Raw genomic sequence first — 21,856 nt, 5'->3', positions numbered from 1 at the left:
CTGCATTGATCCCCTCTGCTAACTCCCTTAGACTTCTGTACATCTATTTGCCAGCAACACGCCTGGCTGTTTGCCGGAGTTAGTGCCTTGCAACCTTTACCAAAGCTCGATTTGCAACACAAAGTCAGTGCCGAAGAATGGCAGCTGCGGCTGGATTTAGCGGCCTGTTACCGGCTGGCCGAGCATCATCGCTGGGGCGATTTAATTTATACCCATTTGTCGGCCCGTTTAGCGGGTACTGACCATTATCTGGTCAATGCCTTTGGTCTGACCTTTGATGAGGTGACCGCTTCTAACCTGGTGAAGGTCGATTTAGCCGGTAATATTCTGGACGACACGCCGTTTCAGATAAACCCGGCCGGCTTTACCATTCACAGTGCCATCCATGAAGTGCGCCCCGATGCCCATTGTGTTATTCATCTGCATACCAAAGAAACCATCGCCGTGGCGAGCCAGCAGCATGGCTTGTTGCCGCTAAGCCAGTATTCGCTGTTCTCGTTAGGCTCGCTGGCCTATCACCAGTACGAAGGCCTGGCGGTCAACCAGAATGAAAAAGCCCGCTTACAAAGCGACTTAGGCCAGTGTAACCATATGTTGCTGGTAAACCATGGTGGCTTAACAGTGGGCCCAACGGTCGGCGATGCCTTTATGCGCTTTTATGATTTACAGCGCGCCTGTGAAATTCAGCTGGCGCTGCAGGCCAGTGGCCAACCGGTGATCCCGGTGCCCCAGCCCATCGTTGATAATATTAGCCAGCAAGCCAAGGTCGTTCACAGTGGCAGCACCGGCGGTAAGTTAGCCTGGCCGGCCATGTTGCGTAAAGCCTACCGGCTTGATCCCGGTTTTGCCCAGTAACCCCGTCTTCCCAACAGGAGTTAGCATGAAAGTTACCCGCGTAGAAGTTTTTGATATTCATTGCCCCGAACGCCCCGCCTGGACCCCGGTGTTTGTGCGCATTCATACCGATGAAGGCATCAGTGGTGTTGGTGAAGCTGGCCTGGCTTATGATCTGGGCCACAGCGCTGCGGCTGCCATGATTAAAGAAATGGCCGAAGCCTTTTTAATTGGCCACGACCCGTTTCAAACCGAAAAGCTCTGGTCGCGGATGCTACGCGAAAGTTTCTGGGGTTTGGGCGGCGGCCCGGTTATTTATGCCGCAATGAGCGCGATTGATACCGCCTTGTGGGATATCAAGGGCAAGGCCTTAGGGGTACCGGTGTATCAGTTACTGGGCGGTAAAGTAAATGCCAAGCTGCGTACTTACGCCTCGCAACTGCAATTTGACTGGGGGCCGGAGTTTAAAGCACTGGTCCACCCCGAGCAGTATGCTGAAGCGGCGTTAAAAGCGGTGGCCGATGGCTATGATGCGGTGAAAGTGGACCCCATCATGTACGATAAAAACGGTAACACCTATTATGATCGCACCAATATAATTGGCCGTGCTGAAATGAAACTGTACCGCGCGCGGATGCAGGCTATCCGCGAAGCCGTCGGTGACGAAGTGGATATTATTTTTGAGTGCCACAGCCTGCCTGGTGCCACCAGCGCCATTCAGATTGCCGACATTGCCGAAGAATTTGACTGTATGTTCTATGAAGAGCCGGTGAACTACCTGAACCATTCGCTGCATGCCAAGGTAGCCCGTAAGGTCAAGGTACCGCTGGCCGGGGGCGAGCGCTTGTACAACCGCTGGGCCTTCCGGCCTTATTTTGAAGATCAGAGCATTGATGTGCTGCAACCGGACATTGGCCTGTGTGGCGGCTTTACTGAAACCAAAAAAGTCTGCGACTATGCCGATATTTTCGATATCCGGGTGCAGGCGCACGTTTGCGGTGGGCCGGTGGCCACGGCGGCCTCACTGCACCTGGAAACCGCGATACCCAACTTTTTAATTCACGAGCACCATACCTACGCCATTAAAAAGTGGAACCGCGAACTCTGTATTCAGGATCCGCAACCGAAAAACGGCTTCTTTGAAGTATCAGAAGCCCCTGGTATCGGCATTGAGTTAAATGATGAGATTGTGATGCGCTCGCAACGGGTAGAGATAAAGTAACACTGCCCCACTGTTGGTATTACGTTAAACCATACCACTGCCTGGCTGAGCCAGCACTTAGGTGCTGCCAGCCAGTGCTATCCAGCCCTAAGTTTGTTAGTAATTGATAGTTGCGCTGCCACAATTGCTGATAGCTACCCTGCCACAAACATAACGGAAAATTGCTGGCCAGCATCAGCCGCTGTGGCGGCCATTCGCTTAGCACCGCGGCTAACACCTGCTGTTGCCAGGCAGGATCGGCCTGACTATAACGCCCCGCACTCAGCAGCTCCCAGCCCGACAACTTCAGTGCGACATTGGGCAACGCCGCCAGGCTGCGCATACCTTTTTGCCAGCGCGCAAAATCATCAGGCCTGACTAAACCGGCATGGTTAAGCACCAGCTTTAAAGCAGGAAAGGCTGCGGCCAACTGTTGAATTCTGGCGACGTTTTTTGCGCTGGCCAGGGTACATTGCACTTCCAACAGCAGCTGATGTTGGGCCAGTTCAGCGGCTATCTGGCTTAGCTGGGGCGCATGTAACCAACGCTCATCGTCAGCTTCGAAAATATGCCGCACCCCGGCAGGCTGATACGGCAATAACTTCTGCACGTTGGCCAGCACCTTTGCTATTGGCAGGCTACAATCTAAAAATGCTACCGCCCGGTGTGGCACTGGGATGTTTTGCTGCGCCAACCAGGCCAGTTCACGCGCAGGCGCACTGTTATCCAAACCCGCTTCAATATGCACCAGGCCAGCCAGCTGAAAAGGGGCAGTCAGTTCAAGTGCTGGCGCAGCGTAATCTTGCTGCAATAAGGCTTTATCCGGCCAGGCCGGCGCATTATTGTGCCGCAGCCACTGGTAATCGCCGGCACTCAGTTGCCACAGATGCAAATGCGGATCGACGATAGCCAGCACCTCGCCGCTATTTACTGACACGTATAGCCGCCATCAATCAGCTGCAGGCTACCGGTAATAAAACGGGCATTGTCGCTGGCTAAAAAAGCCACCAGCGCAGCGACTTCCTCCGGCTGGCCTAAGCGGCCAAGCGGCTGCAAGGCGGCTTCTTCTGCCACAACCACAGTCTTATCGGCACCACTTTTGGCGCAATAGCGGTCTATCGCCTGATGAAACAACGGCGTTTCAATGGTACCCGGGCACACCGCATTCACCCGGATATTAAAGGCGGCATAATCCAGCGCCGTGGTTTTGGCCATCGAAGCCAGCGCATGCTTGCTCAGGTTATAAGCAAAAGAGTTTTTCTTGGCGATCACTGCCTGATCGGAGGCTATCAGCACGATAGCACCACTTTGCTGCGCCCGCATTTGCGGCAGCACCGCCTGCAGCGCAGCATAAGCACCTTTGACATTCAGGGCAAATAAGGCATCCAGCGTAGCTTCGTCGGTCGCTTCAATATTGGCACTGAGATGGCGGCCGGCATTGGATACCAGCAAATCAACCCGGCCGGTTTGTGCCAGAATACGCTGAATAACGGCCTTAACGGTGGCTACCTGGCTCATATCACACTGGCAGTACTCACCCAAACCACCCGGCATAATGTCCAGGTTAAACACCTGATACTGCTCCGCTAATAGCGTCTCAATTATGGCATAACCAATACCCTGGCTTCCGCCGCTGACGATAGCAACTTTTTTCATGCCGGCTCCTTTTTCTGGGTTTATAGCATTGTAACGGCCAATAATCGGCTCGGCCCGCTAATTTTGAATTATTTTCCAAGACTGTCACGCTGTTGTCACTTAACTATTTTATTTTGCAACGAAGTGTGGTAGAACTTTCGTTGAAAATAACAACAACATCAGCAGAGGCCGTATTATGGATAGCTTCGAAGAATTACTGAACATGTTGGAACGCCCGGCAGCAAAACCTAAAGCTGTGAAGCGTAAATGGCGCGAAATTGAAGAGTTAAAAGAGCGCCATCGTCTGAAAAAAGAGCTATGCGATATAGACTGGACCATAGAGCCAGAGCTGGCCGACATTGAGTTATAACGCCAACGCCCAATCCTTGATTGGGCGTTGCTGTTTTAGCTGACGGTAAAGCGTTGCGGCGTCGCTAAGCGGGCAGCAAAGCCAGGCTAGCGGCAAACCGAATGCCAGTTAATGGCAGTGCGGTTGCTGTCTTGCAGCAAGCTATTGGTTTGCAAAAAATGGCCGCAGCCTAAAAAACCACGATGCGCCGATAACGGTGACGGGTGTGGCGCGCACAGAATATGATGGCGCGCGCTGTCAATCAGCCGGGCCTTTTTCTGGGCATGGCTACCCCACAGCAAAAACACTATGCCTTCGCAGTGTTGGCTAATGTTGCTTATCACCTGGTCGGTAAACTGCTCCCAGCCTAATTTGCGGTGGGAATTCGGTTGGTTAGCGATCACTGTCAGCACGGTATTCAGCAGCAATACCCCCTGCTGGGCCCAGCTTTGTAAGTTACCATGAGCAGGTACCTGAAAATCGGCATATTCCAGCGCCAGCTCTTTGTAAATATTTGCCAGCGACGGCGGCACTTTTACGCCGTCTCGTACCGAAAATGCCAGACCATGCGCCTGATTCGGGCCATGATAAGGGTCTTGCCCCAGCAGTACCACTTTTAGCTGTGTCAGTTCAGTCAGCTTAAAGGCGTTAAACACATCGGCTTGTGGCGGATAAATCACTGTACCCGCACTGCGGGCTGCCGCTACTTCTGCCTGCAGCGCCGCAAAATACGGCTGCTGCTTTTGCTCACCTAATAGTTGCTGCCAGTCGGTCATGTGCTTTTTAACGTCCTGATTACCTGTTCTAAGGCGGCAAAGTCTGCCGCAATATCAATACTAAGTCCAGACTCGGCAGCACAAGCTGCCAACGCCGGTGGCAAAGCGATGGGGCTGCCCAGGATATTCTCAACCTGCTCTTTAAATTTTGCCGGGTGGGCGGTACCAAAGAAAATACCAAACTCGTCTGGCGCCAGGCTGCGCTTCAGCGCCTTGTAGGCCACAGCGGCATGCGGCTCACTCAGATAGCCCAACTGCCATAACTGCCGCACCCCTAACTGGGTGTCATCCTCATCTACCGCTATGGCTTCAATAGCACCCCGGCTAATCACGCCTTGCGCTAACAGGGCTTCAACCCGCGGCCAGTTATTGGGCGCACTAACATCCATGGCATTAGACAGAGTGGCAACTGTCGCTTTAGGCTGCCACTGCTGGCCTTGCCAGTAGCGTGGCACAGTATCATTGCTATTGGTGGCGGCGATCATCCGTTTAATCGGCAAGCCCATGGCTTTGGCAATCAGCCCGGCACTAAGGTTACCAAAGTTACCGCTGGGTACCGATATTACCACCTGGTCGCGCTGCGCCGCCGGCACTTGTGCCACAGCTTCAAAGTAATAACAAATTTGCGCAAACAAGCGGCTGATATTAATTGAGTTGGCAGAGGTAATATTAAACTCGGCTACCAGCGCTTGATTGTCAAACACCTGTTTCACCAGTGCCTGACACTGGTCGAAGTCGCCATCAACGGCCAAAGTAGTAATGTTTTCGCCCAGGGTGGTAAACAGCTTTTCCTGCAAGATGCTAATTTTGCCTTTAGGAAACAAAATAACCACCTGCACGCCGCTCTGGCGATAAAACGCATGCGCTACTGCCGCACCGGTATCACCCGAGGTTGCGGTAACTATAGTCGTCGGCTCGGGTTGTGCTTTGGCCAGCGCCTGCGCCATAAAGCGGCCACCAAAGTCTTTAAATGCCAGGGTCGGCCCGTGAAACAGCTCCAGCGCACTGACATTGTCGGTTACCCTGACTAACGGCGCCGGAAAAGTAAAAGCGCGGTCGACCATCGCTAATAACTCAGCCTCAGGCAGTTCATCACCTATTAACGCCGCTAAAATCTTAGTGCTGCGCTCAACCAGCGGCATCGCCAGTAAGGCATCGATATCCAGTTTTGGCCAGTGGGTTGGGAAAAATAAGCCCTGTTGCTGGCCCAGGCCCTGGCGTACCGCCTGTAAAAAGCTCACCTGCTCGGTAGCTACTTTTAAATTGGTTAATTGCATGGTCAGTTCCTATGGCTTAAATCGGCAGACACCGGCGCCAGCGCACGGGCGCCGGCTGCAGATAATTGGCAAACATGGGTGCAGGCATCGTCATTCTTGGCATAATGCTGCTGCAGATAAGCGGCAGTAGTAGCAGCAACAGCGTCATCCGGACAAAGCGCAAATAAGGTGGGCCCGGCGCCGGATATCCCCAGGTGCAACACTCCCTTTGCCATTAACGCTACGCGCAGAGATGGCAGCTCCGGGATCAGCGGTATGCGCGCCGGCTCTGCGACCAGGTCCTGTAGCGCGGCAATGGCGTCATCTTCGTCCTGACAATATAAGGCACTGACAAAACGGCTTAGCGTGCCAGCAAATTCAATACTTTGCGCCAGGCTCAGTTGTTGTGGTAATACCGCCCGCGCCGCCTTGGTTGATAACACTGTGCCAGGATAACTTAATACCACCCGCCAGTGGCTGAACCACGGCAAGGCCCGGCTTAGCTTACCGCTACCCGGTAACATTAATTGCAGCCCACCCAGCAAGCTGGGCGCGACGTTATCATAGTGTACACTGCCACTGACCCCGCCTTCGGCCTCTGCCATCAATTGCATTAGCTGTGGCTGGCTTAGCGGCTTGCCAAAGTAATCATTATAAGCAAAACAGGCCACCACTATAGAGCAGGCGCTGGAGCCAAGGCCACTGCCTACCGGCAGATTTTTCTTCAGGTGTAGTGCCAGCCGTGGTAAGGGCTTACCAACGGCCTGCTCAAACGCATAAAAACACTGCAGCACTAAGTTGTCACTGCTGTCTGCCGGTAACTGATGGCGGTAGCGGCCACTGATTTGCAGGCTAAGCTCGCTCTGCTCACCGTGAATTTCCAGCACATCACCAAACAGCTCACCCTGATGTGATGCGACATCAAGCGGCTCAAAGGCCGCCCCCAGCAAATCAAAACCGACCGAAAAGTTGCCGGTAGATGCCGGTGCAAAATAACGGGATATCTTTGTATTAGTCATCATAATGCTTATACCTGCTGCTGCCAGCTTAAGGTGCGCATAATGTCGCTGAATACCCCAGCCGACGTCACGGCAGCGCCGGCACCATAACCGCGCAGCACAAAGGGAATGGGCTGATAATAGCGGCTGTGCATAGCCAACGCATTTTCACCATCTTTGACCTTAGCTAACGGATGGTCCTGTGCCAGGGTTTTGATCGCTACCCCGCATTTGCCATCGCGGATTTCACCAATATAACGCAGTACCTTGCCCTCAGCGGCAGCCGTTTTAACCCGCTGTCTAAACGCCGCGTCAAGCGCCGGCAAGCGCGCCATAAAATCCTCGGTGCTGCCGCTGCTGTCAAAATCGGCCGGCAATACCGGTTCAATGCTGACATCGCTCAGCTCCAATGCCATGCCCGCTTCCCTGGCCATAATCAATAACTTGCGGGCGACATCGGTGCCCGATAAATCATCGCGGGGATCAGGTTCGGTAAAGCCCATGGCTTTGGCTTTGCTGGTCACCTCTGACAAGCTGGCACCGGCTTCCAATTCACCAAAAATATATGACAAGGAACCGGATAAAATGCCCTCGAACGCCAGCAACTCATCCCCGGCATTCAATAAGCCTTGCAAGGTATCAATTACCGGCAGCCCTGCCCCTACGGTGGTTTCATATAAAAACCGCCGCCGCTGTTGTTGGGCAACCTGCCGCAACTGCCGGTAATAGCTCAGGCTGGCAGTGTTGGCTTTTTTATTCGGTGTTACCACATGAAAACCGGCCGCCAGAAAATCAGCATACTGGCTGGCAATATCCTCGGCACTGGTACAATCGACCAGCACCGGGTTGGTTAAGTGCTGCTGGCGCACAAAATCGGTTAATGCGGCCAGCGAAAATGTCGCCTGGCTTTGGCTCAGATCCGCCTGCCAGGCGCTCAGATCGACGCCCTCTTTAGCCAGCAATAACTGGCGCGAGTTGGCAATACCATAAACGGTTAATTTGACCTGGCGCTGCTGTAAAAAGCTTTGCTGACGCTCGATTTGCGCCAGCAACTCGGCGCCCACCACGCCACAGCCCACCAGAAACACATCGATGCTGGGGATATGGCTGAAAAAGTTCTCATGGCAGACCCGCACCGCGTCTTTGCAGACAGCCTGCTCCACCACTGCAGAAATAGAACGTTCGCTGCTATCCTGCGCAATAGCCACCACATTAACCCGGGCCTGCGCTAACGAGGCGAAAAACTTGGCGGCAACACCTCGATGCTGACGCATACCATCCCCCACCAGGCTGACGATGGCCATATCGGCCAGGATGCTGAGCGGGCGCAGCAAGCCGGTTTGCAGTTCCAGCTCAAATTCCTGCTCCAGCGCTTTTTGAGCACGGTTCAGATGCAGCTGTGACACACAAAAGCTGATACTGAATTCAGAAGATGACTGGGTGATTAAACTGACCGAAATTTGCGAGCGCGCCATGGAGGCGAATACCCGGCTCGCCATCCCTACCACACCTTTCAGCCCGGGGCCTGACACGGTAAACAGCGCCAGATGTTCCAGGCTGGAAATGCCTTTCACCAGTGCCTCACCATCGCCGTTAACGTCAATACAGGTGCCAGGTGCGGCAGGGTTTAAGGTGTTCTTGATATAACAAGGGATATGGTAGCGCGCCAGTGGCCCGATGGTTTTCGGGTGCAGCACCTTGGCACCAAAATACGACAGCTCCATCGCTTCGTCGTAGGATAAGCGGTCAATCAGCCGCGTTTGTTTTACCTGGCGCGGATCGGCGCTGTATACACCATCCACATCGGTCCAAATCTCGCAGGCATCGGCCCGGATACTGGCCGCGACAATGGCGGCTGAGTAGTCAGAACCGTTGCGGCCCAGCAAGGTAGGCTCGCCCTGACTATTGCTGGATACAAAACCGGCAATCACATATACCGCTGCACTCTGCTGTGCAATAGCCTGCTGCAACGTTTGCTCAGAGCCAGCAATATCAGCGCTGGCATTCAGATAATCGCCCTGGCTTTTAATCAGCTTTACTGCATCTAAGGCCACGGCCGATAATTGGTTGGCCTTAAGCAAGGCTGTCATCAGTGCCACACTGAACTGCTCTCCCAGCCCCAGAATTTGCGCTTTAATATGATCCGGACAATGCCGCAGCAAGCTGATGCCCTGCAAATGCAACGCCAGTTGCGCCAGTTGCTGCTGGCACAAGGCCTGCACCTGGCTCACCTGCTCTGCGGTTAACGTTACCGCCTCATGCAGCAATTGCTGATAGCGTGCGGTTAAAGCGCTTAACACGCCCTGATAGTCTGACCCCAGAAAAGCAAGGTCGGATAACTCTACTAACATATTGGTCACGCCCTGTGGCGCGGACAACACCAGGCAAACCGGGCCAGTAGCGGCCTGGCGTTGCACGATTTGCGCAACCTCGGCAAAGCGTGGCAGTGATGCCAGCGACGAGCCGCCAAATTTTAACACTCTCATGTATTACTCCTTGCGCATCGAATGAGTCGTTATGTTGTTATGTTGTTATTGCCGACCAAGGCCAGGTATTCACCTGTTAAACTCTAAAAAAAAGGCCCGTGACATTTGAGGTCACGGGCCTTTTTACAGACAACACACCGCCGACCTCCTACCCCGCAGGGCTGGTGGTAATAATAATGGTGGTGAGGTCTGCTGTTTTTATTTTCATGTTAAGCACTATGCACAGACTTATAGACGTCTGTCAAACAAAAAATGGTCACCTTCACGATTTTACCTTTTTAAGGGAATCTACCAGCTCAGGGTAATAGCTCACTACCTGATTGCGGCCGCTGCGTTTAGCCTGGTACAAGGCCAAATCCGCTTGCTGAATAAACTCATCGCCGCTAAGTCCGGTGTAATATTCACTCACGCCGACACTGACACTGGTATTGAGCTGCTGTCGTTGATATTGCACCGGTGTCAGCTCTACCCGCCGGCAGATCCGTTTTGCGACTTCTATTGCGCCGTCTAATGGCGTATCGGGTAAAATTATTGCAAATTCTTCACCACCGTAACGGCCAAATAAATCCATTTCCCGCAGCAGGCTACCGATCAGTTTTGCGACCTCGATCAGCACCAAATCGCCGGCCTGATGACCATACTCATCATTAAGACGTTTAAATTTGTCCAAATCAAAAAACAACAACGACAACGGATGCTGATAACGGCTGGCACGCTGCACTTCCACTTCAAGCTGTTGTTGCCAATAATGGCGATTAAACACTCCCGTCAGACCATCCAGCCGGTTAACCTGCTGCAACTGCAAATTAGTTTGCTGCAGCTGGCTTTGATACACATAAGCATCCGTAGCGTCTTCAATCAGTAAACAGACATAATGTTCACCGCTGCCAGGCTCGGTAAGCGGCAGCATATTACAGTTTTGTGCCATATACTGATTGCTGCTGCTGATAGGACGCAAATGGGGTAATTTAAAAATATACTGGCGCTGCTCCCAGGAACTAAACGCCGGGCTTTGTAAACTCAGGACACTGGCTAGCTTGCGGCTAAGCCAGGCTTTAGGGGCATCAGTAAACACACTGAACAGATCTTTGCCTGTCACCTGCTCCAGCTGAATGTCGGCGCGACGGCAAATATACGGATTGATATAGACAATTTGCAGTGAACTGTTCAGCAGAATAACACCGCTGTTGAGTTGCTGCATTAACGGGCCTGACAGCCAGTCAATATTCATCAGAATTCCGCCAGCACATTATCCAAAATAGTTTTCAGTTTTAATACCGCTTCGCCCGGGATCAATAAAATCATATTACAGTCAAAGCTGTAATCGGTAAGCTCGTATCGAATATCTACTTTCAACGCTAACTGCCAATGAAAAGCGGTTTGCTCCAGCTTGCTGATAAAATCATTGTCACGCGAGGAAATCACCCGCGGCGCAGCATAAGAAAAGCTGTTATCCAGCTGCTCTGCCAGACCATTTAAAAAGGTGGTGGTTAAAATAGAGCTGATGTCGGTTAGCATTTCGGTTTCACTGGTAGCGTCATCATCATAACCGAGCAAAGCGGAAATTTTACCGGCATTATCCAGCTGATACAGTAAAATGGTTTCGCCACGTAAGCCACCGTCACCAAAAAAACCCAGGCTAATCATCGAACTGTTCAGCCCCTGATACTGGCCACGAAACTGCTCAGGAATATCAGCTGCATTCACCAGGCCAATCGCCGGCACCTGCAAATGCACAAAGGTATTGAGAAAACGGGCAAGTTTGTCACTTGCCAGGCCCATCGCCACATTTATCAATTCCTGTAAGCAGTCACGCTGCTCTTCAGTAAAGCTCATTTCGGTCATATCAACCCATATTGGCGCATCACTGCGCCGAGTTTATCGGCATTCACTGGCTTTTGAATAAAGGCCAGCGCACCGAGATCCATTACCCGTTTTTGCATTTCTGGCTGAATATCTGCCGAGACCACGATTACAAAAACATCCATTTTTTCCGCTTTAATCGCTTCCAGAACACCTACCCCATCCAGCTCAGGCATAGTCAGGTCTAAAAATACCACGCCAATTTCCTGGTTGCGTAACACCGCTAATGCTTCCATGCCGTTAGTGGCCGTCACTATCTCAGCATCGAAGCTCGCTGGCAGGGATTTTTTCATTTGATTACGGGCTAACAGTGAGTCATCACAAATTAAAGCGGTTAAAGCCATCAGTACTGCCTGTTATAAGTTGTATTTTGGTGAGTATTGGTTAAAAAATATATACAGATGACTGGCATAAAGCAATATCCCGCTAATAATTAGCGGTAACCAGGGTTCAGGTTGAAAGCGTTTTGCAAAGCCTTGCAGCATTACAACACTTATTTAGCGCCAGCTATTTTAAAATGTGACGTTATTGGGTAAGGTGGACCAGACTTCGTCTTAAATAAACCGGTGAAAAAAGGTTATTGCATGCAGCAAAAAAGCCTGTCCCGCAATCTGCTTACCAAAGTATTGTCAGTCTATTTTATTCTGACCCTAGTGGTGACAATCGGCCAGATTGTCGCGGAGTACTACAACACCAAAAACTTAATCAACAGCGATCTGGAAACCCTGCAGCAAACCTTCTCCGGTAGTCTGACCCGGGCCATCTGGGAACTTAATACACCACAAGCACTGATCATCGCTGACGGTTTGTTGTCGATACCAGCGGTTGAGGGTATAGTGGTGCGCGACGACAGCGGTGCGGTCATCACCCTGCTGGGTCGCTATATTGATGTCCGCGAGCGTTTCAGCAGCCAGTTGGTGCGCGAAGGGGTTCGCCTGACTGAGCAGCAATCAGGCATTTTCGGTTATACCTTTCCACTTATTTTTGAGTTTTCCGGCCGGGCGACCCAGGTTGGCGATGTGACGCTGTTTTCCAGTCGGTCGGTGGTTATCGACCGGATCAAAGTTGGCATTTATTTCCTGGTGGGAAATGCCATGCTAAAAACCACTTTTCTGATTATTCTGTTTTTAATGGCATTTCGTAAACAATTAACCGAACCACTGGCCGAACTAAGCCGGCAAATTGAAGATTTAGAACTTGATCAGCTCGATGGCGCCCGGGTAGAAATCAGTAAAACTGAGTCATCAGAATTAACCTTAATGGCCGATGCTTACAACCGGCTGATTAACCGGCTGCAGGATTACAAAGCGCAGCTGGGCAACACTCAGAAACAACTGCTAACGTCGAACGAAAAGCTGGATCAGCAAAACTTACTGCTGGAGCAGGAAGTGGCCCGCAAAACCTCAGGCTTAAGCCAGGCCATGATGGACTTACAGCAACAAAAGCAAGAACTGGAACTAAAACAACAAAGTCTGCGGGAAGAAATTGAACGCCGCCGCCACACTGAAGACGCCCTGCGCAGTAAACAAACCGAGCTGGAGCAACTGGTTGAGCATTTAAATCAAGCGCAGGACCGTCTGGTACAATCAGAAAAAATGGCTGCACTGGGTGGTCTGGTCGCCGGCATTACCCATGAAGTGAATACACCGGTAGGTATTGGCGTGACGGCAACCAGTTTTCTGGCGGAGAAACTGATCAGCCTGCAACAGGCATTTAACGACAAGTCGCTAACCTCAAAAACGCTGGAAGCCTTTATTACCGAAGCGCTGCAAGGCACCGACTTACTGCAGTCAAATTTAAGCCGTGCCTCTGAACTAATTGCCAGCTTTAAACAAATTGCCGTAGACCAGGCCAGCGAAGCCATCCGCACCATTAACCTGGCCGAGTACATTAACGAAGTGATCCGTTCATTGCAGCCAAACTTTAAAAAAACGCAGCATCAGGTGGAAGTAAACTGCCCGGATAATATTATCCTGCGTTGCCCGGCAGGTGCTATTTCACAAATTTTCACCAACTTACTGATGAATTCGCTGATCCACGGTTTTGAGGATGTGAAAGAAGGTTTAATCCGGATCACAGTGTTAGATGAAGACAATAATGTCGATATTCGCTTCAGTGATAACGGCAAAGGCTTAACGGCAGAGCAACTGGAAAAGCTGTTTCATCCGTTTTTTACCACCAAACGCGAACAAGGCGGTAGCGGCCTGGGAACGCATATTACGTATAACCTGGTGCGGCAAACCCTGGGCGGTAGTATTAGCGTCAGCAGCGAACCAGGCCAGGGCCTGCACTACCATATTCGCTTTCCAAAAAATCTTAAACTTGACAACTGATCCGCGTTATACTCGCCAGCTTGTTAAGTGAAGGATAGATTTGATATGTGGTTTAAGAATATCCGGGTTTATAAGTTAACTGGCCCGCTCAGCACCGATCCGCAACAACTGGAAGCCGCGCTGGCTGAATTTAAATTTGCGCCCTGCACCGGCCAGGAAGCAGTAAAAACCGGCTTTAGTTTTCCCCTGCACGCCAGTATTAAACAGTATCTGCATCCAATGGCTCAGGGCTGGCTGTTTGCGGTAAAACGGCAGGAAAAAGTGTTACCTGCAGCGGTAATTAACGAAGAGTTGCAACCCAAAATTGATGCCATGGCCGCCGAGCAGGGCCGTTCGCTTAGTCGCAAAGAGAAGCAGAGTTTAAAAGAAGAGCTGATCCAAACCTTATTACCGCGCGCTTTCAGCCGCTCTACTCTGACCCATGGTTATTACGATGCCGAGCATAACTGGTTAGTTATTAATACCGGTGGTGCCGGTAAAGCTGAAGATATTCTGGCTTTGTTACGCAAGGCCCTGGGTTCATTACCAGCCTTGCCGTGGCTGGACAACCATAAACTGAACTCGCATTTACAGCTGTGGCTACAAAATCAGGCGCTGCCGGAGGGTTTTGTACTGGGTAATGATGCCGAATTAAAAGCGCCGGATGAAGAAGGCGCCAAGGTAAAATTTACCAATCATCTGCTCAGTGCCGACGAGGTACAAAGCCACCTGCAAGATAAGCTGGTCACCAAGATTGCGCTGCAGCAGACGGAGGGTTTAAGCCTGCATGTCAGTGATGACAGCAGTATTAAAGGCATTAAATATCATGAGTTGTTAACCGGACAGAACGAAGAGCTGGGCTGGGAAGACCTGAGCCTGCGACTTGATGCCGACTTACTACTGATGAGCAGCAGCCTGAACCAGGCGTTACAGGCGATTGCTAACCAACTGCAACACGCCAATAATGAGTCATGAACCGCGCTGCGTTAACAGCTATTAATTAAATAATGCCCGCACATCCTGATAACGCTGCGCAATGTCGTGTTGTTGCATAAATTCCGGAACCGGTATCAGGTCGCGGGCGACATAGTCAGCCAGCAAGGGTTGCGCCTGCTCAGGCCGGTAGTAACCACGGCTCAGTGCTGCCAGCCGGATAAAATCGGTATAGCTTGCCTCGGGCTCACTTTGCGCCAGACGCCAGTGCTTAACCACCGGCATAAATTCTGCAGCAAAGCCCCAGCTTTGCATAATTTTTAAACCAATCACCGCCGCTATCTTATCAATCAGTGTTTGCATAAACGCCGGGTGACCAAACACCTCGGGATGGCGTTCAGCTTCAATCAGTACTGGCAAAGCACCAATATTATGCACCAGCGCCGCCAGGGCCATCACATCACTACTAAGTTTACATTGACTATAGCGGGCTTTATAGAATTGCAAACACGCTACAGCAACACTGGCCGTTTGTACGCTATCGCGCCATAAACGGTCGAGCTGTTGCTGCACTTGCTGATGTTGTGACACAAATAGCTGTTCCATCGCCATCGCAATGGAGATATTTTTGATCTGGCTCAGGCCTATTCGTGTTACCGCCTGATTTAAACTGTTCACCTGAATAGAGCGCCCCATGAAGGCGCTGTTAGCAACTTTGATCATCCGGGCAGACAGCGCCGGATCCTGACTGATAACTTCAGCCATTTGCTGCAGGCTGATTTGCGGATCATCGGCCCGTTCCCGCACACGCAGCGCGATATCAGGCAAGGTGGGTAACACCAGCCGGTCGGCACGAATTTTCTCATCCAGAATAATTAATAACGCACGCTGTGCACTCATAGCAACTCCTGTGACTAATTAACGATCAGGCTGATTTGCTGGCTCGCTGTGTTCAATATGTTGTAGCATCTGCTCCAGTAACGCCGCTATTGCTGCCGGCTGCCTGGTTACCGCTTGCTCAATTTCGCCGGCTATACGGGTGACATCCGGGTAGCCCATGCTGCCGGCACTGCCTTTCAGGCTGTGAGCTGCAAAGCGCAGCGCTGACCAGTTTTCAGCCTGCCAATACTGCTGTAACTCCGCTATCAATATTGGCAATTGCCGGCCAAACTGCCGTTTTAATGCCTGCAGCTGCGGATCAAGCTCTAATTGCTGCAACCAATCGTTTTCAGTGTTTTTCCGCACATGGGCAAAGCGGCTGAGCAGTGCTAAAAACTCGCTTTGTACCACAGGCTTGCCTAATAGCGCCTGACATCCGGCACTTTTATAGCGATCGACATCTTCACTCATCACGTTGGCGGTAACGGCGATAATCGGTACCTCTATGCCCGCGTGTCTGATTAAGCGGGTTGCTTCTTCACCGCCCATCAGCGGCATTTGCATATCCATAAATACCAAATCAAACTCATCATTCAGCACCCGCTCTACTGCTTTGTGGCCATTGTCCACTACTACCACCGTAGCGTGACTTTTCTCTAGCAGCAACTTTAACAACAACTGGTTATCGGGATTATCTTCAGCAACCAACACCCGCACCGAGTTATCTGCCGGCAGCGGACTGATATTTTCTGATGGCTTCTGTTGCGGCTGATAATCATCTACCAGGTTAATCTCCTGATGCTGACAACGTAATATCACTTCAAAGCAGCTGCCGATACCTTTGACGCTCTCAACCTGAATATCACCGTCCATTTGTTCAACCAGCTTTTTCGAAATCACCAGGCCTAAACCGGTTCCGCCAAAATGGCGGGTCACCGTGGCATCGGCCTGCACAAAGGGGCGGAAAATCCGCGCCAGTTCATCCGGGTTCATGCCAATGCCGGTATCTTTCACTTTAATGGATAATTGTCTGGCCAACTGGTCATAGCTGACCTGAAATATCACCTTACCTTGCTGGGTAAATTTCACTGCATTGCTGCTGAGGTTAAGTAATACCTGGCGAAAGCGCAGGCTATCATTGATCAGGGTTTGTGGCAGAGGAAACTGCCATTTTAACTGACACGTTAAACCTTTACTTTGTGCCTGCTCACACGCCAACTGAAAAATGTCATCAATAGCGGCCAGACAGTCAAAGGGTTCCCGGTTTAATTCAAGCTTGTCAGCTTCAATTTTTGATAAGTCCAGAATATCATTAATCAGGCCCAGTAAATGATCGCCGCTTTTCAATACCCGGTTTAGATAATCCTGGCGTTTATGCTGATCATCTTCCTGTAAAGCTTGCTCGCTAAAGCCAATAATTGCCGTTAATGGCGTGCGGATTTCATGGCTCATATTAGCCAGAAACACGCTTTTCAGCCGGTTAGCCTGCTCGGCAGTTTCCCGCGCCAGGATCAACTCCTGATTGGCGCCCGCTAAGTCGTCATTGGCCCGGGCTAAGTCCTGAGTACGGCGTAATACTTTATCTTCTAATTGCTGTTTATAAGCGCGCTCACGCTCACGATAAACCCTTAGCTGGCGCACCATAACGTTAAAGGCGGCAAACATATCGCCCAGTTCATCCTGCTTTTTCACTTCCAGCAGCACCGATAAATCACCACGCCCAACGGCCGTTTTGGCGGCAGTCAGTTGTTTCACCGGGCTGAAAATATGTTTAATCAACAACCAATACACCAGTAAGGGCAGCAACAGGCAAATCAGCACCATCAGCAGTAGTAACACCCGTGAAAACCAGCGTTGCTCCCCGTATAATTGTTGCGGGTCAAGCCCGTACAACAACTGGTAGTTACCAGGTAACGGCACGCCCAGTAACTCGCGGTACTGGCCAAGCAATAGCACCGATTTCAGACTATCGGCAGCGATACTTTGCTGAATTTGCCGAAAGTTAGTTGGTGCAAAGGCACTGCTAATCAACACCGGATCGGCTGCATAGGCAATAGTCGCCGTTTTGGTGATAATTAGGCTGACACTGTTACTGGTATAGGGTGACTTAACAATATTGTCCAGCAAAGCCGGGCTCACCATGATCACCAGATACCCCCATAGCCGGCGAGACTCGGTTAACGAGCTGACATACAGCTTTTTGGCAAAAAAAAGTTTACGCTCTCGACTGTCAGGTAGCGGCGCCAGAAAATAGCCTTGCTCGTCAATCATCGCCTGTAACGGGGAAAAATATTCATTGCGAAAACGGTTGGGCACCGCCACAGGGTTATTCAGCTCAGGCAGATGCAGGGCGTACTCGCCATTTAACTGCACCAGTTTAATCGCTTCTATCCCGGGCTGTTGGGCGCTAAAGCGCTGCCAGTAGTTTAACAATGCCGGCAACAGCGTATTATCGCTAGTTTGCAAATACGCCTGCAATTCAGGATTCAGGGCCAGCATCTGCAACTGGGTTTGCTCAGTATTAATAAAGTCATGCAATTGTTGCTGTTGTGTGGCCAGCGCACTGCGCACCTGATAAAAAGTTTGTTGTTGCCAAAACCGCTGGCTGTACTGATACGCCAGGTAGCCGAACAACAGCACCGGTAGGATCAGTAGCGGCAACATATAGGCAACCAGCGTTTCTCTTAACCTCATAACAACACGAGCCTGACTTATACTTTAAAATATAGGTAATAACCACAGCATAACCAGCTAACTGACTGGCTACAAGCATCTTGGCACAAGGCGCTGCCCATACCGCCGTTTAACAGATTAACGACTCAGGCTGCGCTCACTTGCTGCCCGGTCGGCGCCGCCTGCACAAAACAATGTAACAGCGCCGGTAAAATAGTGATATTGGTAAATAACGCCATCAACATTGCCGCCGCCGTTAATATGCCAAAGTAAACACTGGGCAGGAAATCAGAAAAGCCAAATACCGCAAAGCCCGCAGCAATAATCACCGAGGTAAAGACAATGGCCATCCCGGTGTGCGCAAAGGTGGCGCCAAGCGCATTTTCAGCCGGTTGTAGCAGGTAGTTATGCACAAAGTGGATGGTGTCATCGACGGCTATGCCCATGGCAATGGCTGCGATAGTTATGGTCATTAAATCCAGCGGGATATTTAACCAGCCGATAAAGCCAACAATACCCAGCGTGGTAAGCACATTAGGGACAAGCGCAATCACCGCTATTTTCAGCGAACGAAATATCCCCAGTAATACCAGACCCAACGCCAGATAGACCAGCCCAAGTGTTTTAACTTGCGAGTCAAATAAGCGGGACAATATATCCTGATACAACACAAACAGATTGGTAAGCTGATAGTCTTCTTGCGCTAGGCCCACCGTTTGTAAATCCTGATGTAATTGTTGCATCAGCTGCTCACGGCTTAAGCCCTCGGTTGTATCCTGAATACGGCTGGCAATCCTTACCTGCTGCGGCGCATCGGCCAGATAGGCCCCGACCAGTTGATTGGTGACTTTGCTGCTGAGCATCTCATAAATGGTATCCAGCTCGTACTCGGTAAGCGGTCTGTCTTGATTGAGCTGCCGGGCCAACGTAGTGAAATTAATTAACGACGTAACACTGCCGGTGGCCTCAAACGCATTAACGGCAGCATGGGCCAGATGTAACTGATTAAGCTGAGTGGCGGCAATCAACAGATCAGGCTTAGCCTGTGCCGGGTCAAGGGTTATCACAATGTCCAACGGCGTAGAGCCACCAAATTGCTGGTCAATAAACGCCAGTTCGCGGTGTACCTGAGTGTCTTTGGCAAAGTAGTTAATAAAACTGTTCTCCACATTCAGCCGGCTGATGCCGGTAGCCAGCAGCACAAAGAGCAGCAGTACACTGAGCGAAATCGGGTATGGCCAACGCTTTACCATAGCAGCAAGCCGCTGTAAGCCTTGCTGTAACCAACCGAACTCGGCGGTTTCGCTGCGTGCTTGCAGTAAACTGAGCAGCGCCGGAAATAACAGTAAACTCACGCTCATGGTGATCAGCATCGCGATCAGCATCATAAAACCAAAATCGACCACCGGCTGAATACCACTAAAAATCAGCGAACCAAACCCCACTGAGGTGGTCAGGGTGGCATAAAAGCATGGCGCAATTTTCTGCTGTAACATGCCAATCACCCGCTGTTGCTGGCTGTGCTGTGGCTTATCACGGGCGATTTCCCGGTAAGCCCCCAGCAGATGGATCATCACTGCCAGCGTTAAAATAAGCTGTAACGCAATAAAGTTGGCCGAGATCACAGTGGTGCGCAAATCCAGTAAGCCAAATAAACCACAGGTCAGCAGCACACTGACACTACAACTAAGCAGCGGAAAAAACACCCAGCGCCAGCTGCGATAAATCGCCAGCAGCAGCGCGGCAATAATCAGCGCTATCGCCAGGCCAAAGGTGGTTAAATCACTTTTTATCATGGTAATAAGGTGTTGCCCCACCACATAAGCCCCACCAACATAAGTGCTGGCATGCTCGCTTACCTGCTGGTTAAATTGCTCAATCTGTTCAATTTCCTGCTGCCGCTGTTTGGTAAGCTGCTGGCGTATCGGATCAGCAGCGCGCTGCAATTGCTTAAGCCTTGCCTCTTCATCTGCGTTCAACTCGCGGCTCAGTGTATGCTGCTGGATGTCGAGGATTTGCTGGTCAAGTTCGGTCAGTTCCGCATCGGCTTCAAAAACAATTTGAATCCCGGCAGCAGTTTGCGCTTTATTCAGCAATAAATCGGTGAAAATGGGATGGTCGGTTAACAGCTGGCGCATTTGCGCAGGTGAATACTGTTGCTGCTGCCAGGTTAAACTGCCGACGTCGGTACCCGAGGTAAAAGCGCTGGCATCTGCCAGCAGTGGCACCGTCAGCATGGAGGTAACAGAGCTAACCCGCGCTAAGCTGGCATAATTGGCACTTAAAGCGGTAATATCGGCAAAGGTCTGTGCAGAGAATAACTCACCATCTGCTGGTTTATAAGCCACCAGAATGAATTCATCGGGTGAGAAGCGCTGATTAGCCAGCTGGCTTTGAATATACAACGCGTTGTTCTTTACCAGTAAGGTTTCGGCTGAGGCGTCAATCCGGAACTGATTTAAAAAAGCCAGAGCAATGGCAATCAACAACACAAACAAACCAATAATCAGCAGCCGCGAGCGCACTATTGTCATGGCCAGCCATTGGTTAATGCCGCCAGGCTTACTCTGGTTTGACATAGGCTTCATCCCGTTTTACGCCCTGCAAATGCTGGTTACGAAAATAAATATAAGGATCTTCAGCCTGCTGATACAAGGTTTGATAAAGGTCGGCACGATCAGAGAAGCTGTTGATAATATTCAGCCCCTGGATGTAATACAACTCGGGCGCATCAACCAGCTGGTTCAGCGGGTGCAACAGGGCTTCCCCCACCACAGAGGTAGCACCGCGCAAATCACTTTGCCCCAGAATGGGTAAGACTAAATAGGGACCGTGCCCAACATTATAATGGCTAAGTGTGTCAGCAATGCTTTGTTTTGATTCGGCAATGTCAAACCAGGCGGTCGCCGGGTCGAACAGACCAAAGATCCCCACTGTAGAGTTAATCACAAAACGTCCCAGATTAGCGCCAGCTCCTTTAATATTGCCGCTAAGCGCATTATTAACCAAATTCAGCGGCTCTCGGATATTGGCAAAGGCATTGCCGACTTTAGCGCGCACCGGCGCTGGCAGCACTTTTTCATAGCCTTTCGCCAGCGGAATTAACGCATAGGTATAGGAAACATGATTAAAACGAAACATTGCCCGGTTCCAAACTTTCAGTGGATCAGCATACGGTATAGCTGCCCCACCCTCTGCCGCCGTTTCATCAGCACGGGGTTCCATATCAACCACAGTGGGTTCTATGTCGAGAGTACCTTGCGATGTAGTAATACGAGTGGTCTTGCCAGAGGCCAGTTGCTCTGCGGCGCTGATCTGTTTGCTTCCGGCATTGGCCGCGTCCTGGCTCTGCGTGGCGCTGGCAGGCTGGCTGCCGTTGTCAGCAGCAACTGGTTCAGACGGGCTGGCACACCCTGTCAGACCAAACGCCAGCAGCCAGATTAGGCTATAACGATGTTTCATCCTGGAACTCCGCAAAACGTAACAGCGCCAGCTGCGCCTGCAATAAAAACAGCAGCATAACACGTTAAACAAAAAAGGCGCCTAGGCGCCTTTTAAAATTCATTCACATTATAATTAACTAAATTGCCAATATATTTTAATCGGCCAACTTCTTTTTTGATCCATCAACTAAGCCAGTAAAAGGTATGTCACTTCATTC

18 protein-coding genes are annotated in these 21,856 nt (G+C 50.9%); 5 read left to right on the top strand and 13 right to left on the bottom strand.

From position 1 onward, the window contains the following. Positions 1–87 precede the first annotated feature (87 nt). On the top strand, positions 88–855 hold the full coding sequence (locus WG68_RS00265) for a class II aldolase/adducin family protein (RefSeq protein WP_046555658.1): 768 nt from the start codon (positions 88–90) through the stop codon (positions 853–855). 25 nt (positions 856–880) lie between these two features. Beyond that, on the top strand, positions 881–2,056 hold the full coding sequence (locus tag WG68_RS00260) for a mandelate racemase/muconate lactonizing enzyme family protein (protein WP_046555657.1): 1,176 nt from the start codon (positions 881–883) through the stop codon (positions 2,054–2,056). A 19-nt stretch (positions 2,057–2,075) separates the two neighbouring features. Here WG68_RS00260 and WG68_RS00255 read toward each other — a convergent pair whose 3' ends face one another. Continuing rightward, positions 2,076–2,972 carry an amidohydrolase family protein gene (locus WG68_RS00255; RefSeq protein ID WP_046555656.1) on the bottom strand — a complete coding sequence of 299 codons (897 nt, stop codon included), beginning with the start codon at positions 2,970–2,972 and terminating at the stop codon, positions 2,076–2,078. After that, positions 2,963–3,691 carry an SDR family NAD(P)-dependent oxidoreductase gene (locus tag WG68_RS00250; RefSeq protein WP_046555655.1) on the bottom strand — a complete coding sequence of 243 codons (729 nt, stop codon included), beginning with the start codon at positions 3,689–3,691 and terminating at the stop codon, positions 2,963–2,965. Before WG68_RS00250 ends, WG68_RS00255 begins: the two co-directional genes overlap by 10 nt. A gap of 175 nt (positions 3,692–3,866) precedes the next feature. Between WG68_RS00250 and WG68_RS19260 the strand changes: the two genes are divergently transcribed. Next, positions 3,867–4,040 carry a DUF3545 family protein gene (locus WG68_RS19260; RefSeq protein WP_083981749.1) on the top strand — a complete coding sequence of 58 codons (174 nt, stop codon included), beginning with the start codon at positions 3,867–3,869 and terminating at the stop codon, positions 4,038–4,040. Between the two features lie 86 nt (positions 4,041–4,126). On the opposite strand, the gene ung is transcribed toward WG68_RS19260, so the two are convergent. The 7 genes from ung to WG68_RS00215 all read right to left on the bottom strand — a co-directional run bounded on the left by ung (position 4,127) and on the right by WG68_RS00215 (position 11,742). Continuing rightward, positions 4,127–4,795, bottom strand: coding sequence for a uracil-DNA glycosylase (gene ung, locus WG68_RS00245; protein ID WP_046555654.1), 669 nt, complete (start codon positions 4,793–4,795; stop codon positions 4,127–4,129). Next, the gene (gene thrC / locus WG68_RS00240; protein WP_046555653.1) at positions 4,792–6,072 is read right to left on the bottom strand and encodes a threonine synthase; all 1,281 of its coding nucleotides are present in this window, start codon (positions 6,070–6,072) and stop codon (positions 4,792–4,794) included. The genes ung and thrC overlap by 4 nt, the downstream gene beginning before the upstream one ends. A gap of 2 nt (positions 6,073–6,074) precedes the next feature. Beyond that, positions 6,075–7,073, bottom strand: coding sequence for a homoserine kinase (thrB, locus tag WG68_RS00235; protein ID WP_200897510.1), 999 nt, complete (start codon positions 7,071–7,073; stop codon positions 6,075–6,077). A gap of 5 nt (positions 7,074–7,078) precedes the next feature. Then, entirely contained in the window at positions 7,079–9,535 is a 2,457-nt protein-coding gene (gene thrA, locus WG68_RS00230) for a bifunctional aspartate kinase/homoserine dehydrogenase I (protein ID WP_046555652.1), read from the bottom strand. Between the two features lie 262 nt (positions 9,536–9,797). Beyond that, positions 9,798–10,766 (bottom strand): sensor domain-containing diguanylate cyclase, encoded by a 969-nt coding sequence (locus WG68_RS00225; protein ID WP_046555651.1) that lies wholly within the window; start codon positions 10,764–10,766, stop codon positions 9,798–9,800. Beyond that, positions 10,766–11,380 (bottom strand): hypothetical protein, encoded by a 615-nt coding sequence (locus WG68_RS00220; protein ID WP_046555650.1) that lies wholly within the window; start codon positions 11,378–11,380, stop codon positions 10,766–10,768. The genes WG68_RS00225 and WG68_RS00220 overlap by 1 nt, the downstream gene beginning before the upstream one ends. Continuing rightward, a complete protein-coding gene (locus tag WG68_RS00215) occupies positions 11,377–11,742 on the bottom strand; it encodes a response regulator (RefSeq protein ID WP_046555649.1) in 366 nt (121 codons plus the stop codon). The genes WG68_RS00220 and WG68_RS00215 overlap by 4 nt, the downstream gene beginning before the upstream one ends. Before the next feature lie 240 nt (positions 11,743–11,982). Between WG68_RS00215 and WG68_RS00210 the strand changes: the two genes are divergently transcribed. Both WG68_RS00210 and WG68_RS00205 read left to right on the top strand, forming a co-directional pair. After that, positions 11,983–13,731 (top strand): sensor histidine kinase, encoded by a 1,749-nt coding sequence (locus WG68_RS00210; RefSeq protein ID WP_046555648.1) that lies wholly within the window; start codon positions 11,983–11,985, stop codon positions 13,729–13,731. A gap of 45 nt (positions 13,732–13,776) precedes the next feature. Continuing rightward, positions 13,777–14,685 carry a recombination-associated protein RdgC gene (locus WG68_RS00205; protein WP_046555647.1) on the top strand — a complete coding sequence of 303 codons (909 nt, stop codon included), beginning with the start codon at positions 13,777–13,779 and terminating at the stop codon, positions 14,683–14,685. A 21-nt stretch (positions 14,686–14,706) separates the two neighbouring features. On the opposite strand, the gene WG68_RS00200 is transcribed toward WG68_RS00205, so the two are convergent. From WG68_RS00200 to WG68_RS00185, 4 genes are all read right to left on the bottom strand, one after another. Further along, on the bottom strand, positions 14,707–15,543 hold the full coding sequence (locus WG68_RS00200; protein WP_046555646.1) for an HDOD domain-containing protein: 837 nt from the start codon (positions 15,541–15,543) through the stop codon (positions 14,707–14,709). A gap of 18 nt (positions 15,544–15,561) precedes the next feature. Beyond that, positions 15,562–18,216 (bottom strand): hybrid sensor histidine kinase/response regulator, encoded by a 2,655-nt coding sequence (locus tag WG68_RS00195; protein ID WP_046555645.1) that lies wholly within the window; start codon positions 18,214–18,216, stop codon positions 15,562–15,564. 125 nt (positions 18,217–18,341) lie between these two features. Further along, the gene (locus WG68_RS00190; RefSeq protein WP_200897509.1) at positions 18,342–20,774 is read right to left on the bottom strand and encodes an efflux RND transporter permease subunit; all 2,433 of its coding nucleotides are present in this window, start codon (positions 20,772–20,774) and stop codon (positions 18,342–18,344) included. After that, positions 20,758–21,657, bottom strand: a complete 900-nt coding sequence (locus WG68_RS00185) for an MlaA family lipoprotein (RefSeq protein ID WP_046555644.1) — start codon at positions 21,655–21,657, stop codon at positions 20,758–20,760. Before WG68_RS00185 ends, WG68_RS00190 begins: the two co-directional genes overlap by 17 nt. Positions 21,658–21,856: the final 199 nt, after the last annotated feature.

Source organism: Arsukibacterium ikkense (assembly GCF_000987775.1).
Taxonomy (GTDB): domain Bacteria; phylum Pseudomonadota; class Gammaproteobacteria; order Enterobacterales; family Alteromonadaceae; genus Alishewanella; species Alishewanella ikkense.
The sequence above is the reverse complement of the archived record's forward strand: the minus strand, read 5'-3'. Positions and strand labels throughout refer to the sequence as shown.

Coding starts and splice junctions, on each gene's coding strand:
- WG68_RS00260 (WP_046555657.1), top strand. CDS start 881: ATGAAAGTTACCCGCGTAGAAGTTTTTGATATTCATTGCCCCGAACGC.
- WG68_RS00250 (WP_046555655.1), bottom strand. CDS start 3,691: ATGAAAAAAGTTGCTATCGTCAGCGGCGGAAGCCAGGGTATTGGTTAT.
- WG68_RS19260 (WP_083981749.1), top strand. CDS start 3,867: ATGGATAGCTTCGAAGAATTACTGAACATGTTGGAACGCCCGGCAGCA.
- ung (WP_046555654.1), bottom strand. CDS start 4,795: ATGACCGACTGGCAGCAACTATTAGGTGAGCAAAAGCAGCAGCCGTAT.
- thrC (WP_046555653.1), bottom strand. CDS start 6,072: ATGCAATTAACCAATTTAAAAGTAGCTACCGAGCAGGTGAGCTTTTTA.
- thrB (WP_200897510.1), bottom strand. CDS start 7,073: ATGATGACTAATACAAAGATATCCCGTTATTTTGCACCGGCATCTACC.
- thrA (WP_046555652.1), bottom strand. CDS start 9,535: ATGAGAGTGTTAAAATTTGGCGGCTCGTCGCTGGCATCACTGCCACGC.
- WG68_RS00225 (WP_046555651.1), bottom strand. CDS start 10,766: ATGAATATTGACTGGCTGTCAGGCCCGTTAATGCAGCAACTCAACAGC.
- WG68_RS00220 (WP_046555650.1), bottom strand. CDS start 11,380: ATGACCGAAATGAGCTTTACTGAAGAGCAGCGTGACTGCTTACAGGAA.
- WG68_RS00215 (WP_046555649.1), bottom strand. CDS start 11,742: ATGGCTTTAACCGCTTTAATTTGTGATGACTCACTGTTAGCCCGTAAT.
- WG68_RS00210 (WP_046555648.1), top strand. CDS start 11,983: ATGCAGCAAAAAAGCCTGTCCCGCAATCTGCTTACCAAAGTATTGTCA.
- WG68_RS00205 (WP_046555647.1), top strand. CDS start 13,777: ATGTGGTTTAAGAATATCCGGGTTTATAAGTTAACTGGCCCGCTCAGC.
- WG68_RS00200 (WP_046555646.1), bottom strand. CDS start 15,543: ATGAGTGCACAGCGTGCGTTATTAATTATTCTGGATGAGAAAATTCGT.
- WG68_RS00195 (WP_046555645.1), bottom strand. CDS start 18,216: ATGAGGTTAAGAGAAACGCTGGTTGCCTATATGTTGCCGCTACTGATC.
- WG68_RS00190 (WP_200897509.1), bottom strand. CDS start 20,774: ATGTCAAACCAGAGTAAGCCTGGCGGCATTAACCAATGGCTGGCCATG.
- WG68_RS00185 (WP_046555644.1), bottom strand. CDS start 21,657: ATGAAACATCGTTATAGCCTAATCTGGCTGCTGGCGTTTGGTCTGACA.